General features: G+C 61.7%; 17 protein-coding genes, 1 tRNA gene and 1 pseudogene. 10 read left to right on the forward strand and 9 right to left on the reverse strand.

Annotation, left to right across the window (positions count from 1 at the left end):
- Positions 1-9: 9 nt before the first annotated feature.
- Entirely contained in the window at positions 10-1,227 is a 1,218-nt protein-coding gene (locus tag IHQ43_RS24475; protein WP_192562394.1) for an MFS transporter, read from the reverse strand.
- A 333-nt stretch (positions 1,228-1,560) separates the two neighbouring features.
- Here IHQ43_RS24475 and IHQ43_RS24480 point away from each other — a divergent pair, with 333 nt between their 5' ends.
- The 3 genes from IHQ43_RS24480 to IHQ43_RS24490 all read left to right on the forward strand — a co-directional run bounded on the left by IHQ43_RS24480 (position 1,561) and on the right by IHQ43_RS24490 (position 4,551).
- Complete coding sequence (locus tag IHQ43_RS24480; protein WP_192562395.1) at positions 1,561-3,618, forward strand: methyl-accepting chemotaxis protein; 2,058 nt, start codon at positions 1,561-1,563, stop codon at positions 3,616-3,618.
- Between the two features lie 115 nt (positions 3,619-3,733).
- A tRNA-Met gene (locus IHQ43_RS24485) sits at positions 3,734-3,810 on the forward strand.
- 225 nt (positions 3,811-4,035) lie between these two features.
- A complete protein-coding gene (locus IHQ43_RS24490; RefSeq protein ID WP_244142226.1) occupies positions 4,036-4,551 on the forward strand; it encodes a bacteriocin immunity protein in 516 nt (171 codons plus the stop codon).
- Positions 4,552-4,628: 77 nt separating this feature from the next.
- Here IHQ43_RS24490 and IHQ43_RS24500 read toward each other — a convergent pair whose 3' ends face one another.
- Positions 4,629-5,735: a DUF2817 domain-containing protein gene (locus IHQ43_RS24500; RefSeq protein WP_192562396.1), complete on the reverse strand. Its 1,107-nt coding sequence runs from the start codon at positions 5,733-5,735 to the stop codon at positions 4,629-4,631.
- Positions 5,736-5,890: 155 nt separating this feature from the next.
- On the opposite strand from IHQ43_RS24500, the gene ggt reads away from it, so the two are divergent.
- Positions 5,891-7,723, forward strand: coding sequence for a gamma-glutamyltransferase (ggt, locus tag IHQ43_RS24505; protein ID WP_192562397.1), 1,833 nt, complete (start codon positions 5,891-5,893; stop codon positions 7,721-7,723).
- A gap of 88 nt (positions 7,724-7,811) precedes the next feature.
- Here ggt and IHQ43_RS24510 read toward each other — a convergent pair whose 3' ends face one another.
- From IHQ43_RS24510 to IHQ43_RS24520, 4 genes and pseudogenes are all read right to left on the reverse strand, one after another.
- Positions 7,812-8,411, reverse strand: coding sequence for a flavin reductase family protein (locus IHQ43_RS24510; protein WP_192562398.1), 600 nt, complete (start codon positions 8,409-8,411; stop codon positions 7,812-7,814).
- Positions 8,412-8,498: 87 nt separating this feature from the next.
- Complete coding sequence (locus IHQ43_RS29905; protein WP_244142299.1) at positions 8,499-8,930, reverse strand: methyl-accepting chemotaxis protein; 432 nt, start codon at positions 8,928-8,930, stop codon at positions 8,499-8,501.
- A 156-nt stretch (positions 8,931-9,086) separates the two neighbouring features.
- Positions 9,087-9,815: pseudogene (locus IHQ43_RS29910) on the reverse strand (PAS domain-containing protein); the annotation flags it as partial.
- Between the two features lie 117 nt (positions 9,816-9,932).
- Positions 9,933-11,246: an MFS transporter gene (locus tag IHQ43_RS24520; RefSeq protein WP_192562400.1), complete on the reverse strand. Its 1,314-nt coding sequence runs from the start codon at positions 11,244-11,246 to the stop codon at positions 9,933-9,935.
- A 199-nt stretch (positions 11,247-11,445) separates the two neighbouring features.
- Between IHQ43_RS24520 and IHQ43_RS24525 the strand changes: the two genes are divergently transcribed.
- From IHQ43_RS24525 to IHQ43_RS24545, 5 genes are all read left to right on the forward strand, one after another.
- Complete coding sequence (locus IHQ43_RS24525) at positions 11,446-12,864, forward strand: short-chain fatty acid transporter (RefSeq protein ID WP_007951749.1); 1,419 nt, start codon at positions 11,446-11,448, stop codon at positions 12,862-12,864.
- 211 nt (positions 12,865-13,075) lie between these two features.
- A complete protein-coding gene (locus IHQ43_RS24530) occupies positions 13,076-14,773 on the forward strand; it encodes a molecular chaperone HscC (RefSeq protein WP_011335938.1) in 1,698 nt (565 codons plus the stop codon).
- Between the two features lie 11 nt (positions 14,774-14,784).
- Positions 14,785-16,497: a J domain-containing protein gene (locus IHQ43_RS24535; RefSeq protein WP_192562401.1), complete on the forward strand. Its 1,713-nt coding sequence runs from the start codon at positions 14,785-14,787 to the stop codon at positions 16,495-16,497.
- 62 nt (positions 16,498-16,559) lie between these two features.
- A complete protein-coding gene (locus IHQ43_RS24540; protein WP_192562402.1) occupies positions 16,560-17,732 on the forward strand; it encodes a hypothetical protein in 1,173 nt (390 codons plus the stop codon).
- Between the two features lie 178 nt (positions 17,733-17,910).
- The gene (locus tag IHQ43_RS24545; protein WP_192562403.1) at positions 17,911-18,438 is read left to right on the forward strand and encodes an SET domain-containing protein-lysine N-methyltransferase; all 528 of its coding nucleotides are present in this window, start codon (positions 17,911-17,913) and stop codon (positions 18,436-18,438) included.
- Positions 18,439-18,446: 8 nt separating this feature from the next.
- On the opposite strand, the gene can is transcribed toward IHQ43_RS24545, so the two are convergent.
- Positions 18,447-19,091: a carbonate dehydratase gene (gene can / locus IHQ43_RS24550; RefSeq protein ID WP_007951756.1), complete on the reverse strand. Its 645-nt coding sequence runs from the start codon at positions 19,089-19,091 to the stop codon at positions 18,447-18,449.
- A gap of 142 nt (positions 19,092-19,233) precedes the next feature.
- On the opposite strand from can, the gene IHQ43_RS24555 reads away from it, so the two are divergent.
- Positions 19,234-19,638 carry a serine kinase/phosphatase gene (locus tag IHQ43_RS24555; protein WP_192562404.1) on the forward strand — a complete coding sequence of 135 codons (405 nt, stop codon included), beginning with the start codon at positions 19,234-19,236 and terminating at the stop codon, positions 19,636-19,638.
- A 128-nt stretch (positions 19,639-19,766) separates the two neighbouring features.
- On the opposite strand, the gene rimI is transcribed toward IHQ43_RS24555, so the two are convergent.
- Both rimI and IHQ43_RS24565 read right to left on the reverse strand, forming a co-directional pair.
- On the reverse strand, positions 19,767-20,219 hold the full coding sequence (rimI, locus tag IHQ43_RS24560; RefSeq protein WP_007951758.1) for a ribosomal protein S18-alanine N-acetyltransferase: 453 nt from the start codon (positions 20,217-20,219) through the stop codon (positions 19,767-19,769).
- On the reverse strand, positions 20,212-20,958 hold the full coding sequence (locus IHQ43_RS24565) for an energy transducer TonB (protein ID WP_192565056.1): 747 nt from the start codon (positions 20,956-20,958) through the stop codon (positions 20,212-20,214). Before IHQ43_RS24565 ends, rimI begins: the two co-directional genes overlap by 8 nt.
- Positions 20,959-21,046: the final 88 nt, after the last annotated feature.

The raw sequence follows: 21,046 nt of genomic DNA on the forward strand, positions 1-21,046 counted from the left end.
TTCAGCCCGTCAGGCCTTTTTGGTTCTCGGCAGGAAGATCGCCAGCACCCCGAACAGCGGCAGGAACGAGCACAGGAAGTACACGTACTCGATGCCGTGAATGTCCGCCAGATGCCCGAGCAACGCCGCACCAATCCCGCCAAAGCCGAACATCAGACCAAAGAACACCCCGGCAATCATTCCGACATTGCCCGGCACCAGCTCCTGCGCGTACACCACGATTGCCGAGAACGCCGAAGCCAGGATGAAGCCGATCACTACGCTCAGGACGCTGGTCCAGAACAGGTCGACATGCGGCATCAGCAGCGTGAACGGTGCCACGCCGAGGATCGAGAACCAGATCACCGCCTTACGCCCGATCTTGTCGCCAATCGGCCCGCCGAAGAACGTACCCGCCGCCACCGCGCCGAGGAACAGGAACAGATGCAGCTGGGAACTGGCCACCGACAGGTCGAACTTCTCGATCAGGTAGAAGGTGAAGTAACTGGTCAGGCTGGCCATGTAGAAATACTTGGAGAACACCAGCAGCCCGAGCACCACCAGCGCGCTGGTCACCCTGCCCTTCGACAGTCCATGCGTGGCGGCCTGGCCGGCCTTGAGCTTGAACAGGTTCAGGTGATGGGCGTACCAGCGGCTGATGCGGTACAGCACGAACAGCGCAAAAACGGCGAACAGTCCGAACCAGGCCACGTTGCCTTGGCCGAAAGGAATGATGATCGCCGCTGCCAGCAATGGGCCGAATGCCGAGCCGGCGTTACCACCGACCTGGAACGTCGATTGCGCCAGACCGAAACGCCCGCCCGACGCCAACCGCGCGATACGGGAAGCTTCCGGGTGAAAGGTCGAAGAGCCGATGCCGATCAGCGCCGCCGCCAGCAGAATCAGCGGAAAACTGCCGACCATCGACATCATCACGATACCGATCAGCGTGCACACGGAACCTGCCGGCAACAGCCACGGTTTCGGATGCCGGTCGGTGTGATAACCAACCCACGGCTGCAACAGCGAAGCGGTCAACTGAAAGGTCAGGGTAATCAGGCCGACCTGGGTAAAACTCAAACCATAGTTGGCCTTGAGCATCGGATAGATCGACGGCAGCACTGACTGGATCAGATCGTTGATCAAATGCGCCAGCGCCACCGCGCCGATGATGCGCATCACCAGTGGACTGCTCTGGGGAGGAGCGGACGCCGAGGCAGCGGCGGTCTGAACGTTGCTGATAGCCATGGGAGTTTCCGGACTGCAGATGGGTGCACGCGGGCAGGTGCGCCAATGTGCCATTTTTCGGTGCGCCAGCGCCATCCCCTTAGCCTGCTAACGAACTATTCAATCGTCGCCACACAGGTGATAGCGCAACGCCATGGTCTGAATCTTGCCTTGCTTATCCGCTTGAACGCGGTGCCCTTACAAAGGGCATCGAGAATGGGAAGTTTCGCTACAGAGCCTGCCTACAGAGCGGGCGAGGGTGAACTTTCGAGGCCTTTTAGCAGGGCACCAATCCCGGTCGCAACGACCGCGATGCACGCCGATGGTGCGTGGTGTCCAGAGGAGTCATGGGGCATGCAGGCTTTTTTATCACCGGGGATCGGGTTGCTGGGGCGGTTTGGCTTCGCGCGTAAATTCCAGCTGTTGTTTCTGCTGTTTATCCTGCCATTGGCCGGCAGCCTGTTGATGATCGGCCAGGACTATCGCGACAAACTCAACCTGATCGCCGGCGAACGCGCCGGTGTGCGGCAGTTGCTCGCCCTCGATGCACTCGACAACCTGCTCGCCGCTCAGCGCGACCGCGCCGCCCGCTGGCGCGCCACGGAAACCAACCGCCAGCCGACGCCCGCGACCCTCGCGGCCATGGCCGCATTCGATGGCGTACAACCTGCCATTGCCCAGGCGACGCTGAAGCTGGGCAATGCCTTGCAGGCCGAAGGCGCGGAAGGTGAAACCCTGACCCGCTATCAGGCCCTGCAAGCCGCGCTCAACGGTCTGGACTCGAAAAGCCTTTCCAGTGTCGGCTGGTGGCCGGACGGTTACGACCGTTTCACCAATGCCCTCAGCGCCCTGCAAGCCTTGCGCGAGCAAATCGCGATGGACAACCGACTGATCCTCGCACCGTGGCTGGAAACCTATCTGCTGACGCAGATTTCCACCCAGCACGCGCCAGACCTGATCGAGCGTGTCGGCCGGCTGGCAGCCGTCGGCCAGGCGTCCGTGGTATCCGGTCAATTCACCCTGCAAAGCCGTCTGCAACTGCGTGACCTGCGCAGCCGCATCGGCGATGCCCGCGAGCAGTTGGTGAAAACCGCTGGCCTGCTCGAAGCGCGCCTGCCGCCAGCCCTGCAAGGCTGGGCCGGACAGTATCAAGACAGCCTCAAGCAACTGGATACCGGCCTGAAAGTGCTGGATGACGGCGTATTCGGCGGCAGCATCAATCTCAAGCCTGAAGAGTTCGAGCGCACTCTCGATGCCTTGCTCGGCAACCTCGCGACACTGCGCCAGCAATCGCTGATGTCACTGGATCAGCGGCTGGATGACTACCACGGATCGGCGATTCGGCAGTTCATTGTTGTGGCGACGATCTTCGGTTGCCTGCTCTTGGCGGCGCTGTATCTGTTCGTCTGCCTGCAAGCCTCGATCCGCCGCAGCGCCAGCGGCATCACGTTGCTGGCCGAAGCCTTGCGTGACGGTAATCTGAGCCTGCAAGTGCCGGTAATTGGCCGAGATGAACTGGCGTCGATCAGCACTGCGCTCAACGTGGCCGTGGTGCAACTGCGCACCAGCCTGCTGGGTGTCGATCACGAGACTTCGCAGTTGAGCAACGCGGTGCGCAGCCTCAACGATCACTCCAGCGGCGCTCTCAGCGAAGTCGAAGCGCAGCAATTGCAGATCAGCCAGATTGCCGCAGCGGCCACGCAACTGGCGGCCACCTCTCAAGGGGTGGCGCAGAGTTGCGAACAGGCTTCGGGCAGCGCACAGCACACCCGGCGCATCGCCGCCGACAGCAGCCGTGACAGCCAGCGCACCACGGCGAGCATTCAGCAACTCAATCAGCGTCTGAACGAAACCGCAGCGGCGCTCGGCCGGGTCAGCGAGCAAGGTCAGCAGATTCAATTGGTGGTCGACACCATTCGTGGCGTCGCCGAACAGACCAACCTGCTGGCGCTCAACGCCGCCATCGAGGCTGCGCGCGCCGGGGAACAAGGTCGTGGTTTTGCCGTGGTGGCCGACGAGGTGCGCAGCCTCTCGCAACGTACACAATCGTCCACGGCGCAGATTGCCGGCACGGTCGACAGCCTGCGCAATACCGTCAACGAAGCCGTGAGCCTGATGGAAGCGGCGTGCGGCCAGGCGCAATCGGATGCCGAAGCCGTTACCGGACTTGGCGAACGCCTCGGGGAAATCGCCAGCGCCGTACAGAGTGTCACCGACACCCTCGCCCAGATCGCCACGGCAGTCGAGGAGCAGGCAAGCACCGCCGATGAGGTCAGCGGCAATATCCAGCAGGTGGATCAGGCAGCGGTTCGCCTGCTCGAAGGCGCGCGGGCCGTGAACCTCGCGGCGGACACCTTGAGCCAGGGCAGCCACGCCTTGAGTGCCAACACCGGAAGATTTCAGCTGCGTTGAAAGCCCCTCCCGCCCCGATTTTCGGCGCGGGAGGATAAGCGGTTGAAAATAAGAAGAAATATTTTTAATTTACGCTTGACGCTTTTCCATTTCAGGGGAATAATGCGCGCCACTTGGCTACATAGCTCAGTTGGTTAGAGCATAGCATTCATAATGCTGGGGTCCGGGGTTCAAGTCCCTGTGTAGCCACCAAGTACTAAAAACGGCTTACCGAAAGGTAGGCCGTTTTTTTATACCTCGAGAAAAGTGCCCCACCTCAATGGGCCGGCCTGATTCTGTAGGAACAGAGTGCCACAGGCGTAAGAAGAGGATTTTTCGTTCGATCCATCCCCTGTATCTCGGCAAGTCGGTTTGATCGCCATCCCGATTGACCGACAAGCTCCCCTGTCTTGATCCAAAGACAGACAGGGAGTTGTCATGGACCCGGACAAAGACTCTTTCGATGATATCTGGCGCCGAAAGCTTCCGAACGGCGGTGCCTCATGGGCTGCCTGGAATCCGCCCCGAGAGCCAGAGCCCGTATACGTCCCGACAGACGAATGGCCATCGCCAAAGCCTCGTGACGATCTGGTATTTGCCAAGTCCTGCACCCCGGGCAACTGGTGCCGGACGGATGCCGGCACAACACCTGAGCCCGCCTCTCACTTCGGCAAAGTCATGGTGGCGGGCGCCCTGCGCATTCCCGCTGCCAGTCACGCCGTAGCGAAGGCAATCGGCGCCGATCTGGCATTGGGGCGCATGGCCGGTGGTGGAATCCTGCAGCAGCGCCGTGCGGATATTTTATTACTGCACTTCAACGAGATCGTTGGGCATCCAAGCAAGATGGACCTTATCTATTACCCTGAGCCAGGTGCTGACACGTCATCTTCTGGCATAGCTCGTACCGTCGCTGCATGGCATGAGGCAAATGGGCTGCCTGGTTTCAAGCAGTAAACACCTGGCATCGATAAACCAAACGGCTGCGTATCACCTAATAGTCAAAACGGCTTACCGAAAGGCAAGCCGTTTGTTTATACCTCATCCCCCAGGGCCGAGAGCCCTTTCGCCCAGATCTGCCGCGTGCGCAAACCGACCATCGCCCGCCAGTCCGGATCCGCCGGATAAAACTGCTCCAGCAGATTCAACTTGATCGCCCTCCCCGTCGCATCCAGCGGATCGCCATGCAGATGCAGCCAATGATCATCGCGCAGGTAACGATGCACGTCCGGCCCCGGATAAGTCCCGCACTCGATCACAAACGGCATCAGTTGCACATGTGGTAACGCATTGAGCAGTGCCTGCGAGGTGTAGCCGGTAGCGGTCGCTGCAATACCGGTTTCGCTCAGGGTTTCAGCTCCCGTGTGCAAGGTGTAGAGCCACGGGCCGTAGATTGATTGTGCCTGGGCCAGTGCCGGATAAGGCGCCTGGGTAATCGTCAGCAACATCGGATGGCCGTAATCGCCGGCGCCGGTGTGCAGGTCGAAACACATCACGGTTTCAGCACCGGCCAGATGATTGTCGATGATTGAATGTAGCGTTCGATTCGACCAACTCGGCCCGAGGCCACCAAAAAACAGACCGTCGGAATGAATGTGCTGGCCGCCTTCGACAATCGACATCACCGCCGGCCAGCCATGCTCGTTGATTTGCACATCAAGCAAGGCATCAGCCTTTTGCCGCTCGGGGCCATTCAAATCGGTGCAGGCGTAAATTTCATGGAGCGTCGAGTAAGCGCGGTTGTCCGGAAGCGGTCGGTTGAAATCCAGGTGATTGCGGTTGAGGTCGATATTGTCTTCATTGACCCGCCGCAGCCACGCCGTGCCCCACGGGTTGATCAGGTGAATCATCACCACCGCGACATCCTTCGGCAGCGAGTCCGGCGTGAAATGCTTGAGCCAGTCGATCTGGCATTGCGAACCGTAATAACCCTCAACCCCATGGGTGCCGCTGAGCGCCACCAGACGCCGTTTGGCTGATGGATCCCCCAGCACCGCGACATCGGTACTCAAAGACTCGCCAAACGGCCCATTGAGCGGATGCGCGTACGAAGAGAGCGTTGCACCCGCCCCCTTCGCGGCGGCAAGAAAGCGCTCGCGCTGTTCGCGATAGCTGGGCTGGGTCGGAAACTCGTTGTGCATGGCGGCCTCTTGTTGATTGTTCTGGCTTCACGTTTGCCCATGACCCTACAGAAAATTCGCCAAGGCATGAAGGACAAAGAAGCCGATGGTTTGCGTCGTACACGGTCGGCCGATACAGTCCGTCAGACCTTTATCCCACGGACGGAGAGCCCCGCGTGTTTCCAGCCCTGCCCCTGAACCGGTTTCGCCTGCCTGCCCTGACGCTGATCGTCAGCGCTATCGCCCTCACGGCCTGCAACGCCCCGCCCTCCTCGACCTTGCCGCTTGCACCGGAAGCCGCCTCCGGTTACCGCACCGGCCTGCAAGCCAGCCACGCCGAGAAACACATGGCCGCCGCTGCCAATCCGCTGGCCGCCGAGGCCGGTCGCGAGATGTTGCGTCAGGGTGGTTCAGCCATCGATGCCGCCATCGCAATGCAAGCCGTGTTGACCCTGGTCGAACCGCAATCCTCCGGGATCGGTGGCGGCGCGATGATCGTGCTGTGGGACGGCAAACAGGTGCGCACCTACGACGGGCGCGAAACCGCACCGGCCGGCGCGACCGAGAAGCTGTTTCTACAGGCCGACGGCAAACCGATGCCGTTCCCGCAGGCGCAGATCGGCGGGCGCTCCGTCGGCACGCCGGGCGTGATGCGCGCGCTGGAGCTGGCGCACAAAAAGCACGGCCGCTTGCCGTGGGCAACATTGTTCGAGCCGGCGATCAAACTGGCCGAGCAGGGTTTTGCGATCTCCCCGCGCCTGCATTCGCTGCTGGAATCCGACCCGGTGATTCGCCGCTCGCCGGACATGGCCAAGTATTTTCTGAACAGCGATGGCAGCGTCAAAGCCGTCGGCACTCGCTTGCAGAACCCGGCACTGGCCGCCGTGCTCAAGCGCGTCGCCAACGAAGGTGCAGACGCGCTGTACAAAGGCCCGATCGCCGAAGAGATCGTGGCCAAGGTTCAGGGCCACGCCAACCCCGGCAGCCTGTCGCTGAACGACCTTCAGCACTATCAGGCCAAGGAACGCGCGCCTCTGTGCACCGACTACAAACGCTGGCAGGTGTGCGGGATGCCGCCGCCATCATCGGGCGGGATCGCGGTGGCGCAAATCCTCGGCACCTTGCAGGCGCTGGAAACCCGCGATCCGCGCCTGTCCCTGACGCCGCTCAAACCTGTGAAGACCGATAAACCCGCCGGCCTCGAACCTGCGCCGCAAGCCGTGCACCTGATCGCCGAAGCCGAGCGCCTGGCCTACGCCGATCGCGCGCAATACGTAGCCGATACCGACTTCGTGCCGGTGCCGGTCAAAGGCCTGGTCGATCCGGGTTACCTGGCCAGCCGCGCCAGCCTGATCGGCGAACGCAGCATGGGCAGTGCCAAACCCGGCACACCGCCGGGCGTGCAGGTCGCCTACGCCCCGGATCGTTCGCCGCTGCGCATATCCACCTCGCAAGTGGTGGCTGTGGATGACTTCGGTGGCGCCGTGTCGATGACCACCACCATCGAAGCAGCGTTTGGTTCGCACCTGATGGTTCAGGGCTTCCTCCTGAACAATCAGATGACCGACTTCTCGTTCATCCCCGAAGAGAACGGACAGAAAGTCGCCAACCGCGTAGAGCCCGGCAAACGCCCGCGCTCGTCGATGGCGCCGACCCTGATCTTCGACCGCAACAGCGGCGAGTTCGTCGCCACCGTCGGCTCTCCCGGCGGCTCGCAGATCATCGAATACGTGGCCAAAACCACCGTCGGCCTGCTCGACTGGAACCTCGACCCGCAAAGCGCCATCAGCCTGCCCAACTTCGGCAGCCGCAACGGCCCGACGGAACTGGAACAGGGCCAGTTCAGCCCGACGCTTATCCAGGCACTCAAGGACAAGGGCCACACCGTCAACGAAATCGACATGACCAGCGGCACCCAGGCCATCGTGCGGGCCAAGGATGCTCAGGGGAAGGCAACGCTGGATGGTGGGGCAGATCCTCGGCGTGAAGGGGTAGCGTTAGGGGATTGAATCAGCACTGCCAACTGAAAAAGGCTTACCGAGAGGTAAGCCTTTTTTGTATTGCAACATCCGGCCATGACTTGTCATCCAGCGACGCTCAAACCTCAAGCGTCTTGCCATCCACCGGATCGCCAATCGTCAGGAAATGCCCACCCGCCACATGGTGCAGAGTACGCAACCCGTCATGCCCATCGAAGTGCCAGCGTCCATCGCTGAACACCCGCGAATCAGCCTGCGCCGCGATCACCTCGGCCAGGAACAGGTCGTACTGTTCATGATTGCGCGGCTCCGGCAGCAACCGGCATTCGAGCCAGGCCACGCAACCGTCCAGCATCGGTGCCTCGATCTGCTCGCCGGCGAAAGTCGGCAGGCCATAAGCCTGGAACTTGTCCCGCCCCTGATCCCGATTGATTTCAAGACCCGAAGTCGAGCCAACGGTTTGCACGATGTCAGCCTGATTCACGCACGGCACGTTGAGAACGAAGGTGCCCGAGGCCTCGAGCAGTTGCCGGGTCCAGGTGGATTTATCGAGAACCACTGCAACTTTCGGCGGCTCGAAGTCCAGCGGCATGGCCCACGCCGCAGCCATGATGTTGCGCTGCCCGTCATGGGCGGCGCTGACCAGCACAGTCGGCCCGTGATTGAGCAGGCGGTAGGCTTTGTTCAGGGGAACCGGGCGACGGAAGGACTCGCTCATGGGATCTGCTCCGGGAAAAAGAGCCGATTGTAGCGGGATAAAAACAACGAAGGGATGGCCGTCGCCCCTCCCTTCGCCTGGCAGGCATCAGTTGGATAACTGGTTGGCGAACTGGCCGACCGCATCCACCACTTTCTGCGCGCCGTCCTGGATCTCGACGATCACCGTACCGGCCTCCGCCGCCAGCGCCAGCCCTTGTTCGGCCTGTTGCTTGCCGTCGGTCATCAGGGCCACGGCGTTGCGCGCCATGTCCTGGTTCTGGCGCACCACACCGACGATTTCTTCGGTCGCCTGGCTGGTCCGCGAGGCCAGTTGCCGCACTTCGTCGGCCACCACCGCGAACCCCCGCCCTTGCTCACCGGCACGAGCAGCTTCAATGGCGGCGTTGAGCGCCAGCAGGTTGGTCTGTTCGGCAATGCCGCTGATGGTCTTGACGATGGTGCCGATCACCTGGGATTGCTCGTTCAGCGCCTCGATGCCTTCGCCGGCGGTCTGCATGTGCCTGGACAGATCGCGCATCACGTTAACCGCTTCAGTCACCACACGGGTGCCGCGCTGGGCGGTGCTGTCGGTCTGCAGGGACGTGCTGTAGGCGATGTTGGCGGCGTCGGCGACGGCCTGTTCCTGATTGACCTGATCGGTAATCACCGTGGCGAACTTCACCACTTTGTAGAGCTTTTCATTGGCGTCGAGCACCGGGTTGTAGGACGCCTCCAGCCAGACGGTCCGGCCATGGCTGTCGACCCGCTTGAAACGGCCGGCGACAAATTCGCCGTTGTTCAGGCGACGCCAGAAGTTCTGATACTCGGTGCTGTTGGCTTCGCCCGGGTCACAGAACATGCGGTGATGTTTGCCCTTGATCTGCGCCAGGCTGTAACCCATGCCGTGAAGGAATCGTTCGTTGGCACTCAGCACGTTACCGGCGAGGTCGAACTCGATCACGGCGGTCGAACGCACCAGCGCGCCAATCAGGTTTTCGTGTTCGCGGGAGGCTTCGATAGTGCGGGTCAGGTCGCTGGAGTAGATCGAGAAATGCTTGATTCTCCCGTCCGAAGACCGTACCGGCTGCACGATCGAACGCAACCACGCCTCTTCCCCATTACCACGGGAAAGACGCACGGCACCGGCGAAATGCTCGCCACGGGTCAATGCTGCCTTGAAGCGGTGATGAAATTCGTCGGATTTCACATGGGCCGGCACGATGTCTTCGATGGCGCGGCCGATCAGGTCGTGGCTCTTGTAGAGCATTTCACTGAGAAAGTTCTGGTTGACCGACTGAATGCGTCCGTCGGGCTCGAGATTGAGCACCATCATCTCGCTTTCCAGGCTCTCCTTCACTTGCAGAAGGCTGGAGAGTTCTTCACGAAGAGCCGCCAGCTCTTGCTTCAGGCGTTTGTTGAACATGGGAAAGCACCGATGGACTGGATGGAGAGCGGGTATGCAGCCTAACCATCGGCCTTGGAAATCTTTTCTGAAGAGTGCTTGAGGCTTGTCCTACAAAAATAGTTACGCCTCCACAACTCAGGCGGTGCCGGCCATCGGACACTGTTCCGCACGCGGCATCCGCGAGCCGAAATACGCCGCACTGACGACGCCCACCACGCCCATCACCCCACAGAACATCACACAGATCCACGGACTCCACGGCATCAGACCAATCAGCAGCAACGGTGTGACACTGGCCCAGGCAGCGTAGGCAATGTTGTAGGTGAAGGAGATCCCGGAAACGCGGATCCGCGCCGGGAACAGGCCGACCATCACCGACGGCACCGCACCCACTACGCCACAGCACAACCCGGCGATGGCGTAGGCCAGACCGACCCAATCCCCGCCGCTGATCAGGCAGCTATAAAGCAGGCCGATCCCCAGCGGCAGCAGCAGGCTGTAGAGCATGACCGTGCGCCAGGCGCCGATGCGATCGACCAGCCTTCCGGCGATCACGCAGCCGATGTTCAGAAAGACAATGCCCAGCGCGCTCAACGCGAAGGTGTGACCGGCGGTCATGCCGAAGGTTTTTTGCATCATGGTCGGGGTGATGACCACGAACACCACCACTGCCGAGGTCAGCACGCAGGTCAGAAGCATGGCCGGCAACATGGCCAGGCGATGATCGCGCAGCACGGTGCGCAACGGCAGCTCGACCCGCGCCTCACGTTGCGCCTCCATGGCCATGAACACCGGGGTTTCGCTCAGCCAGCGGCGCAGCCAGACACCGATCACGCCGAACACACCACCGAGCAGGAACGGATAACGCCACGCGTAATCCAGCACTTCGGCCGGGGTGAACACTTGCGCCAGGCAAGTCGCGGTCAATGCGCCGATCAGATAACCGAAGGTCAGCCCGGCCTGCAGAAAGCCCAACGCATAACCGCGATGTCCGGCCGGCGCGTGCTCGGCCACGAACACCCAGGCGCTTGGCACTTCACCACCCACCGCCGCGCCTTGCAGGATGCGCAGCGCCAGTAGCAACAGCGGTGCGAAATAGCCGATCTGCGCGTAGGTCGGCATGATCCCGATCAGCAGGCACGGCAGCGCCATCATCAGGATGCTCAGGCTGAAGACCTTCTTGCGTCCCAGCCGGTCGGCGAAATGCGCCATCAGGATTCCGCCCAGCGGGCGCGCCAGATAGCCGGTGACGAAGATCCCGAAGCTTTGCAGCAGACGCAGCCACTCGGGCATTTCCGGCGGGAAGAACAGCTGGCTGAGGGTCAGGGCGAAGAACACGAAAATGATGAAATCGTAGATCTCCAGCGCCCCGCCCAGGGCCGCAAGGCCGAGGGTCTTGTAGTCGGAACGGCTGAACGGCGCCGGTCGGGCAGTGGAATGGGCAGTCATGGCAAAGAACTCTGGCAGGCAAAAAACCAAGGCGCCCATGGTCTACGCAAACGGGCCGCCGGACAACCCGTTAGACCATAGTCTGATTCGGCAAAACACGGTCACAAAAATCCGCCGGTTGATTTACTGTTGGCACCTGTCCAGACGGGCCGGCCTAGCCCCGAAGACCACAATAAACATAAAAATCCGAGGTACTCCCGTGGCCGTTGATATCGAAGATAGCCGCTCTGCGCGCTTTGCCTTGCGCTGTTCAAGTTTCGCCGAACGCTGGTTTCCCGACTCCTGGGTATTCGCCGCGCTGGCGGTGATCATCGTCGCGCTGGCGACCCTGGCCATGGGCGCCAAACCCACCGACGCCGCCATGGCCTTCGGGGACGGGTTCTGGAGCCTGATCCCGTTCACCATGCAGATGGCTTTTGTGGTGATCGGCGGTTATGTCGTGGCCAGTTCGCCGCCCGCCGTAAAACTGATCGATCGCCTGGCGCGTATCCCGAAAAACGGTCGCTCGGCCGTGGCCTGGGTCGCGCTGATTTCGATGGTCGCGTCCTTGCTCAACTGGGGTCTGTCGCTGGTATTCGGCGGTCTGCTGGTACGCGCCCTCGCCCGCCGCACGGATCTGAAAATGGACTACCGCGCCGCCGGTGCCGCCGCCTACCTTGGCCTCGGCGCCGTGTGGGCGCTGGGGCTGTCGTCGTCTGCTGCGCAGTTGCAGGCCAACCCGGCCAGCCTGCCGCCGTCGATCCTGTCGATCACCGGGGTGATTCCGTTCACCCAGACGATTTTCCTCTGGCAATCGGGGGTGATGCTGCTGGCGCTGATCGTGATTTCGATCATCATCGCCTACGCCACCGCGCCCGGCCCGAACTCGGCGCGTGATGCCAAGGCCTGCGGCATCGACCCGGCCTTCAACCTGCCGCCGCTGCAACCGCGCACCCGCCCCGGTGAATGGCTGGAACACAGCCCGCTGCTGATCATCCTGCTGGTGCTGCTGGCGGCCGGATGGCTGTTCCACGAGTTTTCGACCAAACCTGCGATCACTGCGATTTCCGGGCTCAACACCTACAACTTCCTGTTCATCATGCTCGGTGCGCTGCTGCACTGGCGTCCACGCAGTTTCCTCGATGCGGTGTCGCGCGCCGTGCCGACCACCACCGGGGTGCTGATCCAGTTCCCGCTGTACGGCTCGATTGCCGCGCTGATGACCACGGTCAAGGGCACTGACGCTCAGACCCTGGCTCATCACATCTCGACATTTTTCGTCAGCATTGCCTCCCACGACACCTATGCGCTGCTCATGGGTGTGTACTCGGCGATTCTCGGCTTCTTCATTCCGTCCGGCGGCGGCAAGTGGATCATCGAGGCGCCGTACGTGATGCAGGTAGCCAACGATCTCAACTATCACCTCGGTTGGGCGGTCCAGATCTACAATGCCGCCGAAGCCCTGCCGAACCTGATCAACCCGTTCTACATGCTGCCGCTGCTGGGCGTGCTGGGGTTGAAGGCGCGGGATCTGATCGGTTTCTCGTTCGTGCAATTGCTGGTGCACACGCCGTTGGTGCTGGTGCTGCTGTGGGCGCTGGGCACGACGCTTTCGTACTTGCCGCCGGTCATGCCTTAAACGATGACCACAGGGCGCCGGCTCCGGCGCCCTGTCTTTCCCTTCGACCCCTTCGACAAAAAGCGACCCGAACGATCCTTCCTGCGGTTGCCTGTCGCAAATAATGGCTCAGAGCCATCATCTTTCTTTACCGCGCCACCGCCTCGGTAATATTCTTGCGCGCCCAATATCTGTTTCATTTTTTGTCTGAGCGCAAAGGGAGTTCGTTGCAATGATCGTCGGGATTGACCTGGGAACCACCAACAGCCTTGTTGCCGTATGGCGCGGCGATGCCACTGAGTTGGTGCCTAACGCCCTGGGGCAGTTTCTGACACCCAGCGTGGTAGGCCTGGACGATCAGGGCCGGATTCTGGTCGGGCAAGCTGCCCGTGAACGTCTGCACACCCATCCGCGCCTGACCGCGTCGCTGTTCAAGCGCCATATGGGCAGCGCGACGGAGGTCTACCTCGGGGATAAAAAATTCCGTCCTGAAGAGCTGTCGGCGCTGGTGCTCAAGAGCCTGAAAGAAGACGTCGAGCGCACCTACGGCCAGACCGTCACGGAAGCCGTGATCAGCGTTCCGGCCTATTTCAGCGACGCCCAGCGCAAGGCCACGCGCATCGCCGGTGAACTGGCGGGCCTGAAAGTCGAAAAGCTGATCAACGAACCCACCGCCGCTGCACTCGCCTACGGTCTGCACCAACGGGACAAGGAAACTTCGTTCCTGGTGTTCGACCTGGGCGGCGGTACGTTCGACGTGTCGATTCTCGAACTCTTCGAGGGTGTCATGGAAGTGCGCGCCAGCGCCGGTGACAACTTCCTCGGCGGCGAGGATTTCGACAACGTGCTGCTCGAGCACTTTATCGATCAGCATCGCAACGTGTCGGACTTCCCCGAGCGCTCCACCATCCTCCAGCCGCTGCGCCGCGAGGCAGAACGTGTGCGCCGCGCACTGGGGCAGGACGCCAGCGCCGAATTCAGATTGCAGGTCGGCGAAAAGCAATGGACCCAGACCATCACTCAGGCGCAAATGGCGACGCTGTACATGCCGCTGCTCGAACGCCTGCGCGCGCCTATCGAACGGGCCCTGCGCGACGCACGCATCCGCGTCAGCGACCTCGATGAGATCCTGCTGGTCGGCGGCACCACCCGCATGCCGCTGGTACGCAAACTGGCCGCCGGGCTGTTCGGCCGCTTCCCTTCGATCAGCCTAGATCCGGATCAGGTCGTGGCACAGGGCGCCGCGATCCAGGCAGCACTCAAGGCCCGTTCGGCCGCGCTGGAAGAAGTGGTGCTCACCGATGTCTGCTCCTACACCCTGGGGATCGAGACCTCCACCCAGGTCGGTCGCCAGTATGAAAGCGGTCATTACCTGCCGATCATCGAACGCAACAGCATCGTACCGGTCAGCCGGGTGAAAACCGTGCAGACCCTTCACGACAATCAGGAACAGGTCGTCGTGAAAATCTTTCAGGGTGAAAGCCGCCTGGTCAAAGACAACGTGGCGCTCGGCCAACTGGACATCAAGGTGCCCAAGCGCAAGGCCGGCGAAGTCGAGCTGGATGTGCGCTTCACCTACGACAACAACGGTTTGCTGGAAGCCCAGGTCAGCATTCCCCTGACCGGTCAGCAGCATTCGCTGGTCATCGAAAACAACCCCGGCGTGCTGACGCCCGAGGAAATCCAGCAGCGTCTGCAAGCCTTGGCGCAATTGAAGATCCATCCGCGCGAGCAACAGGTGAACACCCTGCTCAGTGCACGGCTGGAACGCCTGTATCAGGAAAGCCTGGGCGACCTGCGCGATCAGATCGGCTATTGGGCCAAGCAATTCCAGCAGGCGCTGGACTCCCAGGACGAGCGGCAGATCCGTGAAACCCGCACCGAACTGAGCAAGCAGTTGAGCGCCCTCGACCGCAGCCCCTGGCAGTAAGGAAGCACGACATGGAATGCTGGTCTGTCCTGGAACTGCCCGAAGATGCAGGGCTGCGTGATATCAAGCGCAGCTATGCGCGCCTGCTGAAAGTCTTTCGGCCCGATGAGGATGCCGCAGGCTTCCAGCGCCTGCGCGAGGCTTATGAGCGCGCACTGTCGATTGCCCAGTGGCGCCTTGAAAACGAAGAGACCGAGGAACACGGCGACGTCCTGCTGGCTCCGGGGATCGCCGCGCTGGCGGTACAAGAGCAGTCCAGGGCTCAGCCGCTGCAGAAGACCGGGACCGATGCGTGGGATTATCCTGCGGCGCTATTCGAACCGGTGACCCCGGCCGCGCCCGAAGCACCGTTGGAGTCGCAGACCTTGCGGGTACAACCCTTGAACCCAGAGTCTGTGGAACCGACCGCCGACCCGGCCGTTGAAGCCGCGTCGCTATTGCTGAACGGCCTCTCGGACACCAATCTGGACCAGCGTTGGGAGCAAGCGCGCCAACAGGATTGTGCGCAAGCGTTCCAGACACTGTTGCTGACATTGTGCTTCGATCAGCCCGCCCTGCGCCTTTCGGTTGCCCGTTGGGCGGTGCAGCATCTCGGTTGGCTGGGCCCGTGGCAGGAGATCGTCATCGGCGAGGGGCAGCGCAGCATCCTCGCCAACGAGTTGCTGATGGATTACCGGCAATCGCTGGAAACGCTGCTCGCCTCGCAAAACGAGCGCGAATTTCTCGCGCAGCTCAAGACTTATACGGCCCAACCCTGGCTCCAGGTGTTCGACCGTCGGGAACACTGGCAGCAGATCATCCTGCAACTGCTGCAGGACACAGAGTGGAGCGTGCCGCTGTTCGACCGCGTATCCCAGTTGTTCGGCTGGGACGACACCAAGGGCATTCATCCGCAACCGGAATGGCTCTGGCAGGAGATGATCGAGCGCTGCAACCAGGAGAGCCTCTACGACAACCTGTGCGCCCGGGCCGAAGATCAGCGCAACGGGACGCCCGACGCTCTGGCCGCGCGGATGCTGATCAGCCCGATGAAGCCGCGGCAACAGAAAGACATGACCGACCGGTTCATCCCGGCTGACTGGCAGGCCTGCCAGCAGCTGTCGGAGACTCTAAAGTGGCGCTTCCCCGACCTGCTCGCCCGCCTGCCCTACGCCGACGTCTTCTACTGGCGACGGTTCCTGCCGCGCTACATCGCCGCCGAAACCTGGTTGCAGTCATGGGCCGCGATCGCGCTGGCGCTGTGGCTGTTCTATCTGCCCGCCGAGCACAAGACCACGGCGATGAGCATCGTCATCCCGCTGGCCTTCGCCTGCGTTCCTGTCTGGTTTTTCCGGATCGGCTTGAGTTATTGGTTTCTGATCAGCGCCCATTTGATCGTTCAGGATCTGTGGATGACCGAAAAGATCATTCCACGCCGATGGAACCCTGACACCCGCTGGCTCGTGCTGCGCCATGGCGTTCCGCAAGCCGTCATGATTCTGCTGTTCTCGGTCATGCTCGGTGGTCTGGGAGCCTTCACCTATATCGGCGTGATCCTGATCGGGCTCTGGCACAAGCGGCGCATCGGCACACTCGACCCTGAGTTCAGCGACAAGCACCCGTGGCTGACCGCGCTGCACTGGGCGCACTTCAGCCCGCTGCAATTACTGTTTCTGGTGGTCATGACCGGCGTGATTCTCGCCAGTCAGCTTGGTTATTCGCTGAAACACCTGTTCCCCGGCTAGGCTAGACGCGGGCCGGATTGCCCCCCCACCAAGGTTTTACCCTCGCTGAAAAGGATCTGAGCATGTTGAAACTTGCAGGCCTCACCCTCGCGGCGCTCACGTTGAGCGCCGCCGCCCACGCCGATGTCGACCTGAAACTGGGCAGCACCGAACGCGTCACCCGTCTCTTCGCCTACCCCAACAATTGCAGCGTGATCTGCTTTCGCAACTGGACGCTGGAGCAGACCGTCGCCCATTACCTGAGCCAGAGCGTGCAGCGCGACGGCTACACCAACGCCAAGGTGCTGGTGAAAAACGACAACGATCAGCTCTACGCCGAAATCAGCGGCGTACCGAAGGGCTATGACAAACCGCTGACCGCGCTGCTCGACGCCGGCGATCTGGCCTACACCGGCGCCAGCAAACTCAATGCCGACGGCAAATGGGCATACAGCTGGTATCTGTTCCTGCCACTGGGCATGGCCCTGGAAAACCGCAAGAGTGTCGAGCTTCTGCACTTCCCGCCGGATTACTCGCTGACCCAGGCCCAGGATTACCTGCGGTCGAACACCACCGACCGCTGGGCCGCGCTGCTGACCGACAATGGCATCCCCGCCGACCAGACGCCGGCCTACCAGACCATCATCGACATCGCCCCGATCGCCGCACCCGCCAGCGCCGGCAAGGATCTGGAAGGCGTGTACGACTACTTCAAGGATTACCAGACCACCATGGTCAAGCAGGTCAGCCAGAACGCCAGCGGCGCCGTGCTGCCGATGGTTGCCTTTGGTGCGCCGGTGCGTAACTGGATCAAGCAGCAATACGGTGCGACCGTGAATGTGCTGGGCCTGGCGACCATCAGCCCGAGCGCGGGGGTGAACGTGCCGGTGCTGGGCTCCAACCACCCGAGCTACATCTGGTATGCCGCCGACCCGAGCAACTACACCGGCGACGACGCCCAGGCCAAGGCCGATGCGGCGGGTCTGAAGGTGATGGGACAAGACTTGAGCGCTGCCTGCTGGCAGGCCGGGATGGGCAGCAAACCGGGCACCGATCCGAAGACACTGCTCAACAGCTGCACCCAGACCTGGCAAGTGACGCAGAAAGCCAAGACCTGCGAGCTGTTCTACACCACGATCCGCAACGAGACCGTGGCCCAAGCGGACAAAACCTGCTCAAGCGCACCGATCAAATCCCAGTTGCAACAATTAACGAGCCCGCTCCCGGCCATGGCCGCCCCTCCTACCCACCTCTGAACGCACGTGCGACGTTCCCGTGTCAGCCTTGGCTGACTCGGGAAAGCGTCTATTTCGCCTGTCAGATCTGACAGTAGACCGCTAGTGTGATTTACGTAATCTTGGATCCAATCGTGTTGCAGCACTGACAGGACGTCAGCCGAGGGAAGTCGCGACACCGAAGCCAACAGGGACAGTTATGAACACTTACGCATCACCGGGTAAACCGGCACGCGATACCGAGGGCATTTATCCTTTTGCCGGACTTCCCGTGCGCCTCGGATTTCCGTCAAAGCAGGATTTCGAAATTGTTCACGATCCCGAAGGTGTGGCTACCGCTGTCATCGCGTGCCGGGCATTCCTGCGCATCACCCGAATGTGCCGGATTTCAGGCCAACTGCTGCCCTATCGCTGTCGACAGACGCGGCAACTGCTGGTCGGTATCCATCTTTACGATCCGCGCTTTTGCGGCGCGATCGAGCATTGTTGCGACCCGAACACCTTTCTCGACATGAGCGAATTATGGGTGTGGGCACTGCGGGATATCGCCGAGGGGGAACGGCTGACCATGGATTACTCCGCCACCGAAGACAAACTGCTGCGGCAGTTCGCCTGCGGTTGCGGGTCCTCGCGCTGCCGTGGGTGGATCACCGGTTACGATGAATCCCCCAATCTTGAAGGCCAGCGCTATTTGCTGAACTGGCGGCGTCGGCAAGGTTTACGCTGATCGACCGATCAAGGCGCACCGACCGGACGCAAACGGTACTGCGGCGGCAGTTGCTCGAAACCGCTGATCGTGGTGTTCAGGCTTTTCCAGCGACCATCCTTGATGCCGTAGATGCAGCCGTGGATCGACAGGCTCTGCCCGCGATGCCAGGCGTTCTGGATGATGCTGGTGTGAGCGACGTTGGCCACCTGCTGGATCACGTTGAGCTCGCATAGACGGTCGACCTGTTCTTCTTCGGTCGGCAGCTTGGCCAGTTCTTCACGTTTTTCGTAGTACAGGTCGCGGATCGAACGCAGCCAGCCGTCGATCAGGCCGAACTGGCGATCCTGCATCGACGCCCGCACACCGCCGCAGCCGTAGTGGCCGGTGACCAGAATGTGTTTGACCTTGAGCACGTCCACCGCGTACTGGATCACCGACAGGCAGTTGAGGTCGGTGTGCAGCACCACGTTGGCGACGTTGCGGTGAACGAACAGATCGCCCGGCAGCATGCCGACGATTTCGTTGGCCGGCACCCGTGCATCGGAGCAGCCGATCCACAGATATTCAGGCGTCTGCTGACGGGCCAGCTTGGCGAAGAAATCCGGGTCTTCCTTGGTGATCGCGTCAGCCCAACGCTCGTTGTTATCAATCAGGTCTTGTAAGTCATGCATGCTGTAAGGCCTCAAGAAAGATGCGCTGGTATGACAGTCGACCGCCCGTCGGGGTCACCAAAGTATTGCAGGTGATTTCGTTGGAATTTCTCGTGCGCCCGGTGAGTCCACCTCAGTAAGGCCCACAGTATGAGGAATTGCCATGACTGATTCACGACGTCCGTACGATGCGGTGCAACCGGAGCCCATCGATGATAACGAAGACCGTATGGGTTCGGTGCATGAGCTGGACTTTGACGACGAACAGCCCAGTGCGAAGATCGGCGACGAACTGCCCGAGCGCGAGCGTGAACAGTTGATGCCCCGTGACCGTGTGCGTGAAGCCGGTTTCACCGGGGCATCGACCGCCGATCATGAGCCCACCGACGATGACCTGAGCCCGGAAACCCTGATCCGCGAGGACGGTGCCCGTGATGCCCATGAGTTTGGCGAAGGCAATCAGGCCGATTGGGATTTGAGCGTAGTCGACGAGGACGACATCGGCGGCGGCAACGGGCTGGATGAAGCGGAACTGGCGCGCCGCGATCCGCTGGATCGCAAGCGCTGATTTGTATTGCCTGACAGGACGCCATCGCGGGCAAGCCCGCTCCCACAGGGATCCGGGCCGTACTCAAATTATGTATACGACACTAAAACCTGTGGGAGCGGGCTTGCTCCCGAAGCTTTTAAAAAGGATCAGTCGACGAGCGTGCAGGCCATGACCACGGCATCTTCACGCCCGCCGACCGCCGGGTAGTAATCCCTGCGCCGGCCGATCTCGTTGAAGCCATAGCGCTCGTACAGGCGAAAGGCCGACGTGTTGCTGTCGCGCACTTCCAGGAAACATTCCCGGGCATCAGCGGCGTAGGCGCGGGACATCAGGTATTCGAGCAAGGTCAGCCCGAGCCCGCGCCCCTGATTTTCCGGCTTGACCGTAATGTTGAGCAGGTGCGCCTCATCGAGAATGATCTGCACCACCCCGTGTCCTACCTGTTGCTCGCCTTCGAACATCAGCCAGATCTGGTACTTGCCCAGGCCGTCGAGAAAAATCCCGCGGGTCCACGGATGGCTGTACGCGGCGAACTCAATCTTCAGCACAGCGTCCAGATCCGCCTCGGTCATCGGGCGAAACGATACAGCGTCACTCATTCGATTCTTTCCAGCGCGCCATCAGCCGACGCATGGCTTGCCACACGGCGGCCTTGCGCTGTGGCTCTTCCATCAACAATTCCAGCCCCGGCACGGCCCACGCCGAACCAAGGCCCTCGATTTGCAACTCTTGGTTGAAGGCTTCGGCATCCGCTTCCCCGGCAAAGCGCACTGCCGGCAGGCCGATCAGCCACAGACAGGCGCACGGCGCCGCTTCCATCTGCACCGACAGAAAACCCTGGACGAAATCCCGGGCCGCTTCCGGGCCCTGATCCATCGTGCCGCGGTTCAGCCATGGCCAGCGCACCGGCTCACCGACAATCTGCGGCGCGTCCGGCAGACCGGCGGCACGCAGCATGTCCTTGAGCAACAGATAAGCAGGATCGCGGGACTGGAAGGCTTCGCCTGTGGGTAACTCCACCAGCAGCAGGCAACGGCCGGCGCGCAGCAATTGCAGGGCAAAACGCGGTGGCGGCACCGGTGCCGGTCTGGCGACGACCGGCGTTTCATCGACCTCTTCCACCGGTTTGGCAGCCGTGCGGGTGCTGGCCAGCGAAGGTCGCGGAACCTCGATCTTCGGCCGCTCGACCGGACGCGCGGCCGGCTGCACAGGCGCTTCGGCCGGGGCTGCCGGGATCGCCGGCGCGGCAATCTCGGGCTCGGACATGTCCAGCAGCTCGGGCCGCGACGGCGCGGCAAAGGGCAATTCGGTGCGCGGCAGCCAGTTGACCACCTGCATGGCGTTCAAATAGGCGCGGCGGCGGGACTCGATTAGCAAGGGTCGGCCACTTGTGGATAACTGAAGTGCGCTGATTCTACCGCCCTTC

This window comes from Pseudomonas gozinkensis (assembly GCF_014863585.1).
GTDB classification, from domain to species: domain Bacteria; phylum Pseudomonadota; class Gammaproteobacteria; order Pseudomonadales; family Pseudomonadaceae; genus Aquipseudomonas; species Aquipseudomonas gozinkensis.

Excerpts from the sequence above, each read along its gene's own strand:
- IHQ43_RS24475 (WP_192562394.1), bottom strand. The coding sequence starts at position 1,227 with ATGGCTATCAGCAACGTTCAGACCGCCGCTGCCTCGGCGTCCGCTCCT.
- IHQ43_RS24480 (WP_192562395.1), top strand. The coding sequence starts at position 1,561 with ATGCAGGCTTTTTTATCACCGGGGATCGGGTTGCTGGGGCGGTTTGGC.
- IHQ43_RS24490 (WP_244142226.1), top strand. The coding sequence starts at position 4,036 with ATGGACCCGGACAAAGACTCTTTCGATGATATCTGGCGCCGAAAGCTT.
- IHQ43_RS24500 (WP_192562396.1), bottom strand. The coding sequence starts at position 5,735 with ATGCACAACGAGTTTCCGACCCAGCCCAGCTATCGCGAACAGCGCGAG.
- IHQ43_RS24510 (WP_192562398.1), bottom strand. The coding sequence starts at position 8,411 with ATGAGCGAGTCCTTCCGTCGCCCGGTTCCCCTGAACAAAGCCTACCGC.
- IHQ43_RS29905 (WP_244142299.1), bottom strand. The coding sequence starts at position 8,930 with ATGCGCGATCTGTCCAGGCACATGCAGACCGCCGGCGAAGGCATCGAG.
- IHQ43_RS24520 (WP_192562400.1), bottom strand. The coding sequence starts at position 11,246 with ATGACTGCCCATTCCACTGCCCGACCGGCGCCGTTCAGCCGTTCCGAC.
- IHQ43_RS24530 (WP_011335938.1), top strand. The coding sequence starts at position 13,076 with ATGATCGTCGGGATTGACCTGGGAACCACCAACAGCCTTGTTGCCGTA.
- IHQ43_RS24535 (WP_192562401.1), top strand. The coding sequence starts at position 14,785 with ATGGAATGCTGGTCTGTCCTGGAACTGCCCGAAGATGCAGGGCTGCGT.
- IHQ43_RS24540 (WP_192562402.1), top strand. The coding sequence starts at position 16,560 with ATGTTGAAACTTGCAGGCCTCACCCTCGCGGCGCTCACGTTGAGCGCC.
- IHQ43_RS24545 (WP_192562403.1), top strand. The coding sequence starts at position 17,911 with ATGAACACTTACGCATCACCGGGTAAACCGGCACGCGATACCGAGGGC.
- can (WP_007951756.1), bottom strand. The coding sequence starts at position 19,091 with ATGCATGACTTACAAGACCTGATTGATAACAACGAGCGTTGGGCTGAC.
- IHQ43_RS24555 (WP_192562404.1), top strand. The coding sequence starts at position 19,234 with ATGACTGATTCACGACGTCCGTACGATGCGGTGCAACCGGAGCCCATC.
- rimI (WP_007951758.1), bottom strand. The coding sequence starts at position 20,219 with ATGAGTGACGCTGTATCGTTTCGCCCGATGACCGAGGCGGATCTGGAC.
- IHQ43_RS24565 (WP_192565056.1), bottom strand. The coding sequence starts at position 20,958 with ATGCAGGTGGTCAACTGGCTGCCGCGCACCGAATTGCCCTTTGCCGCG.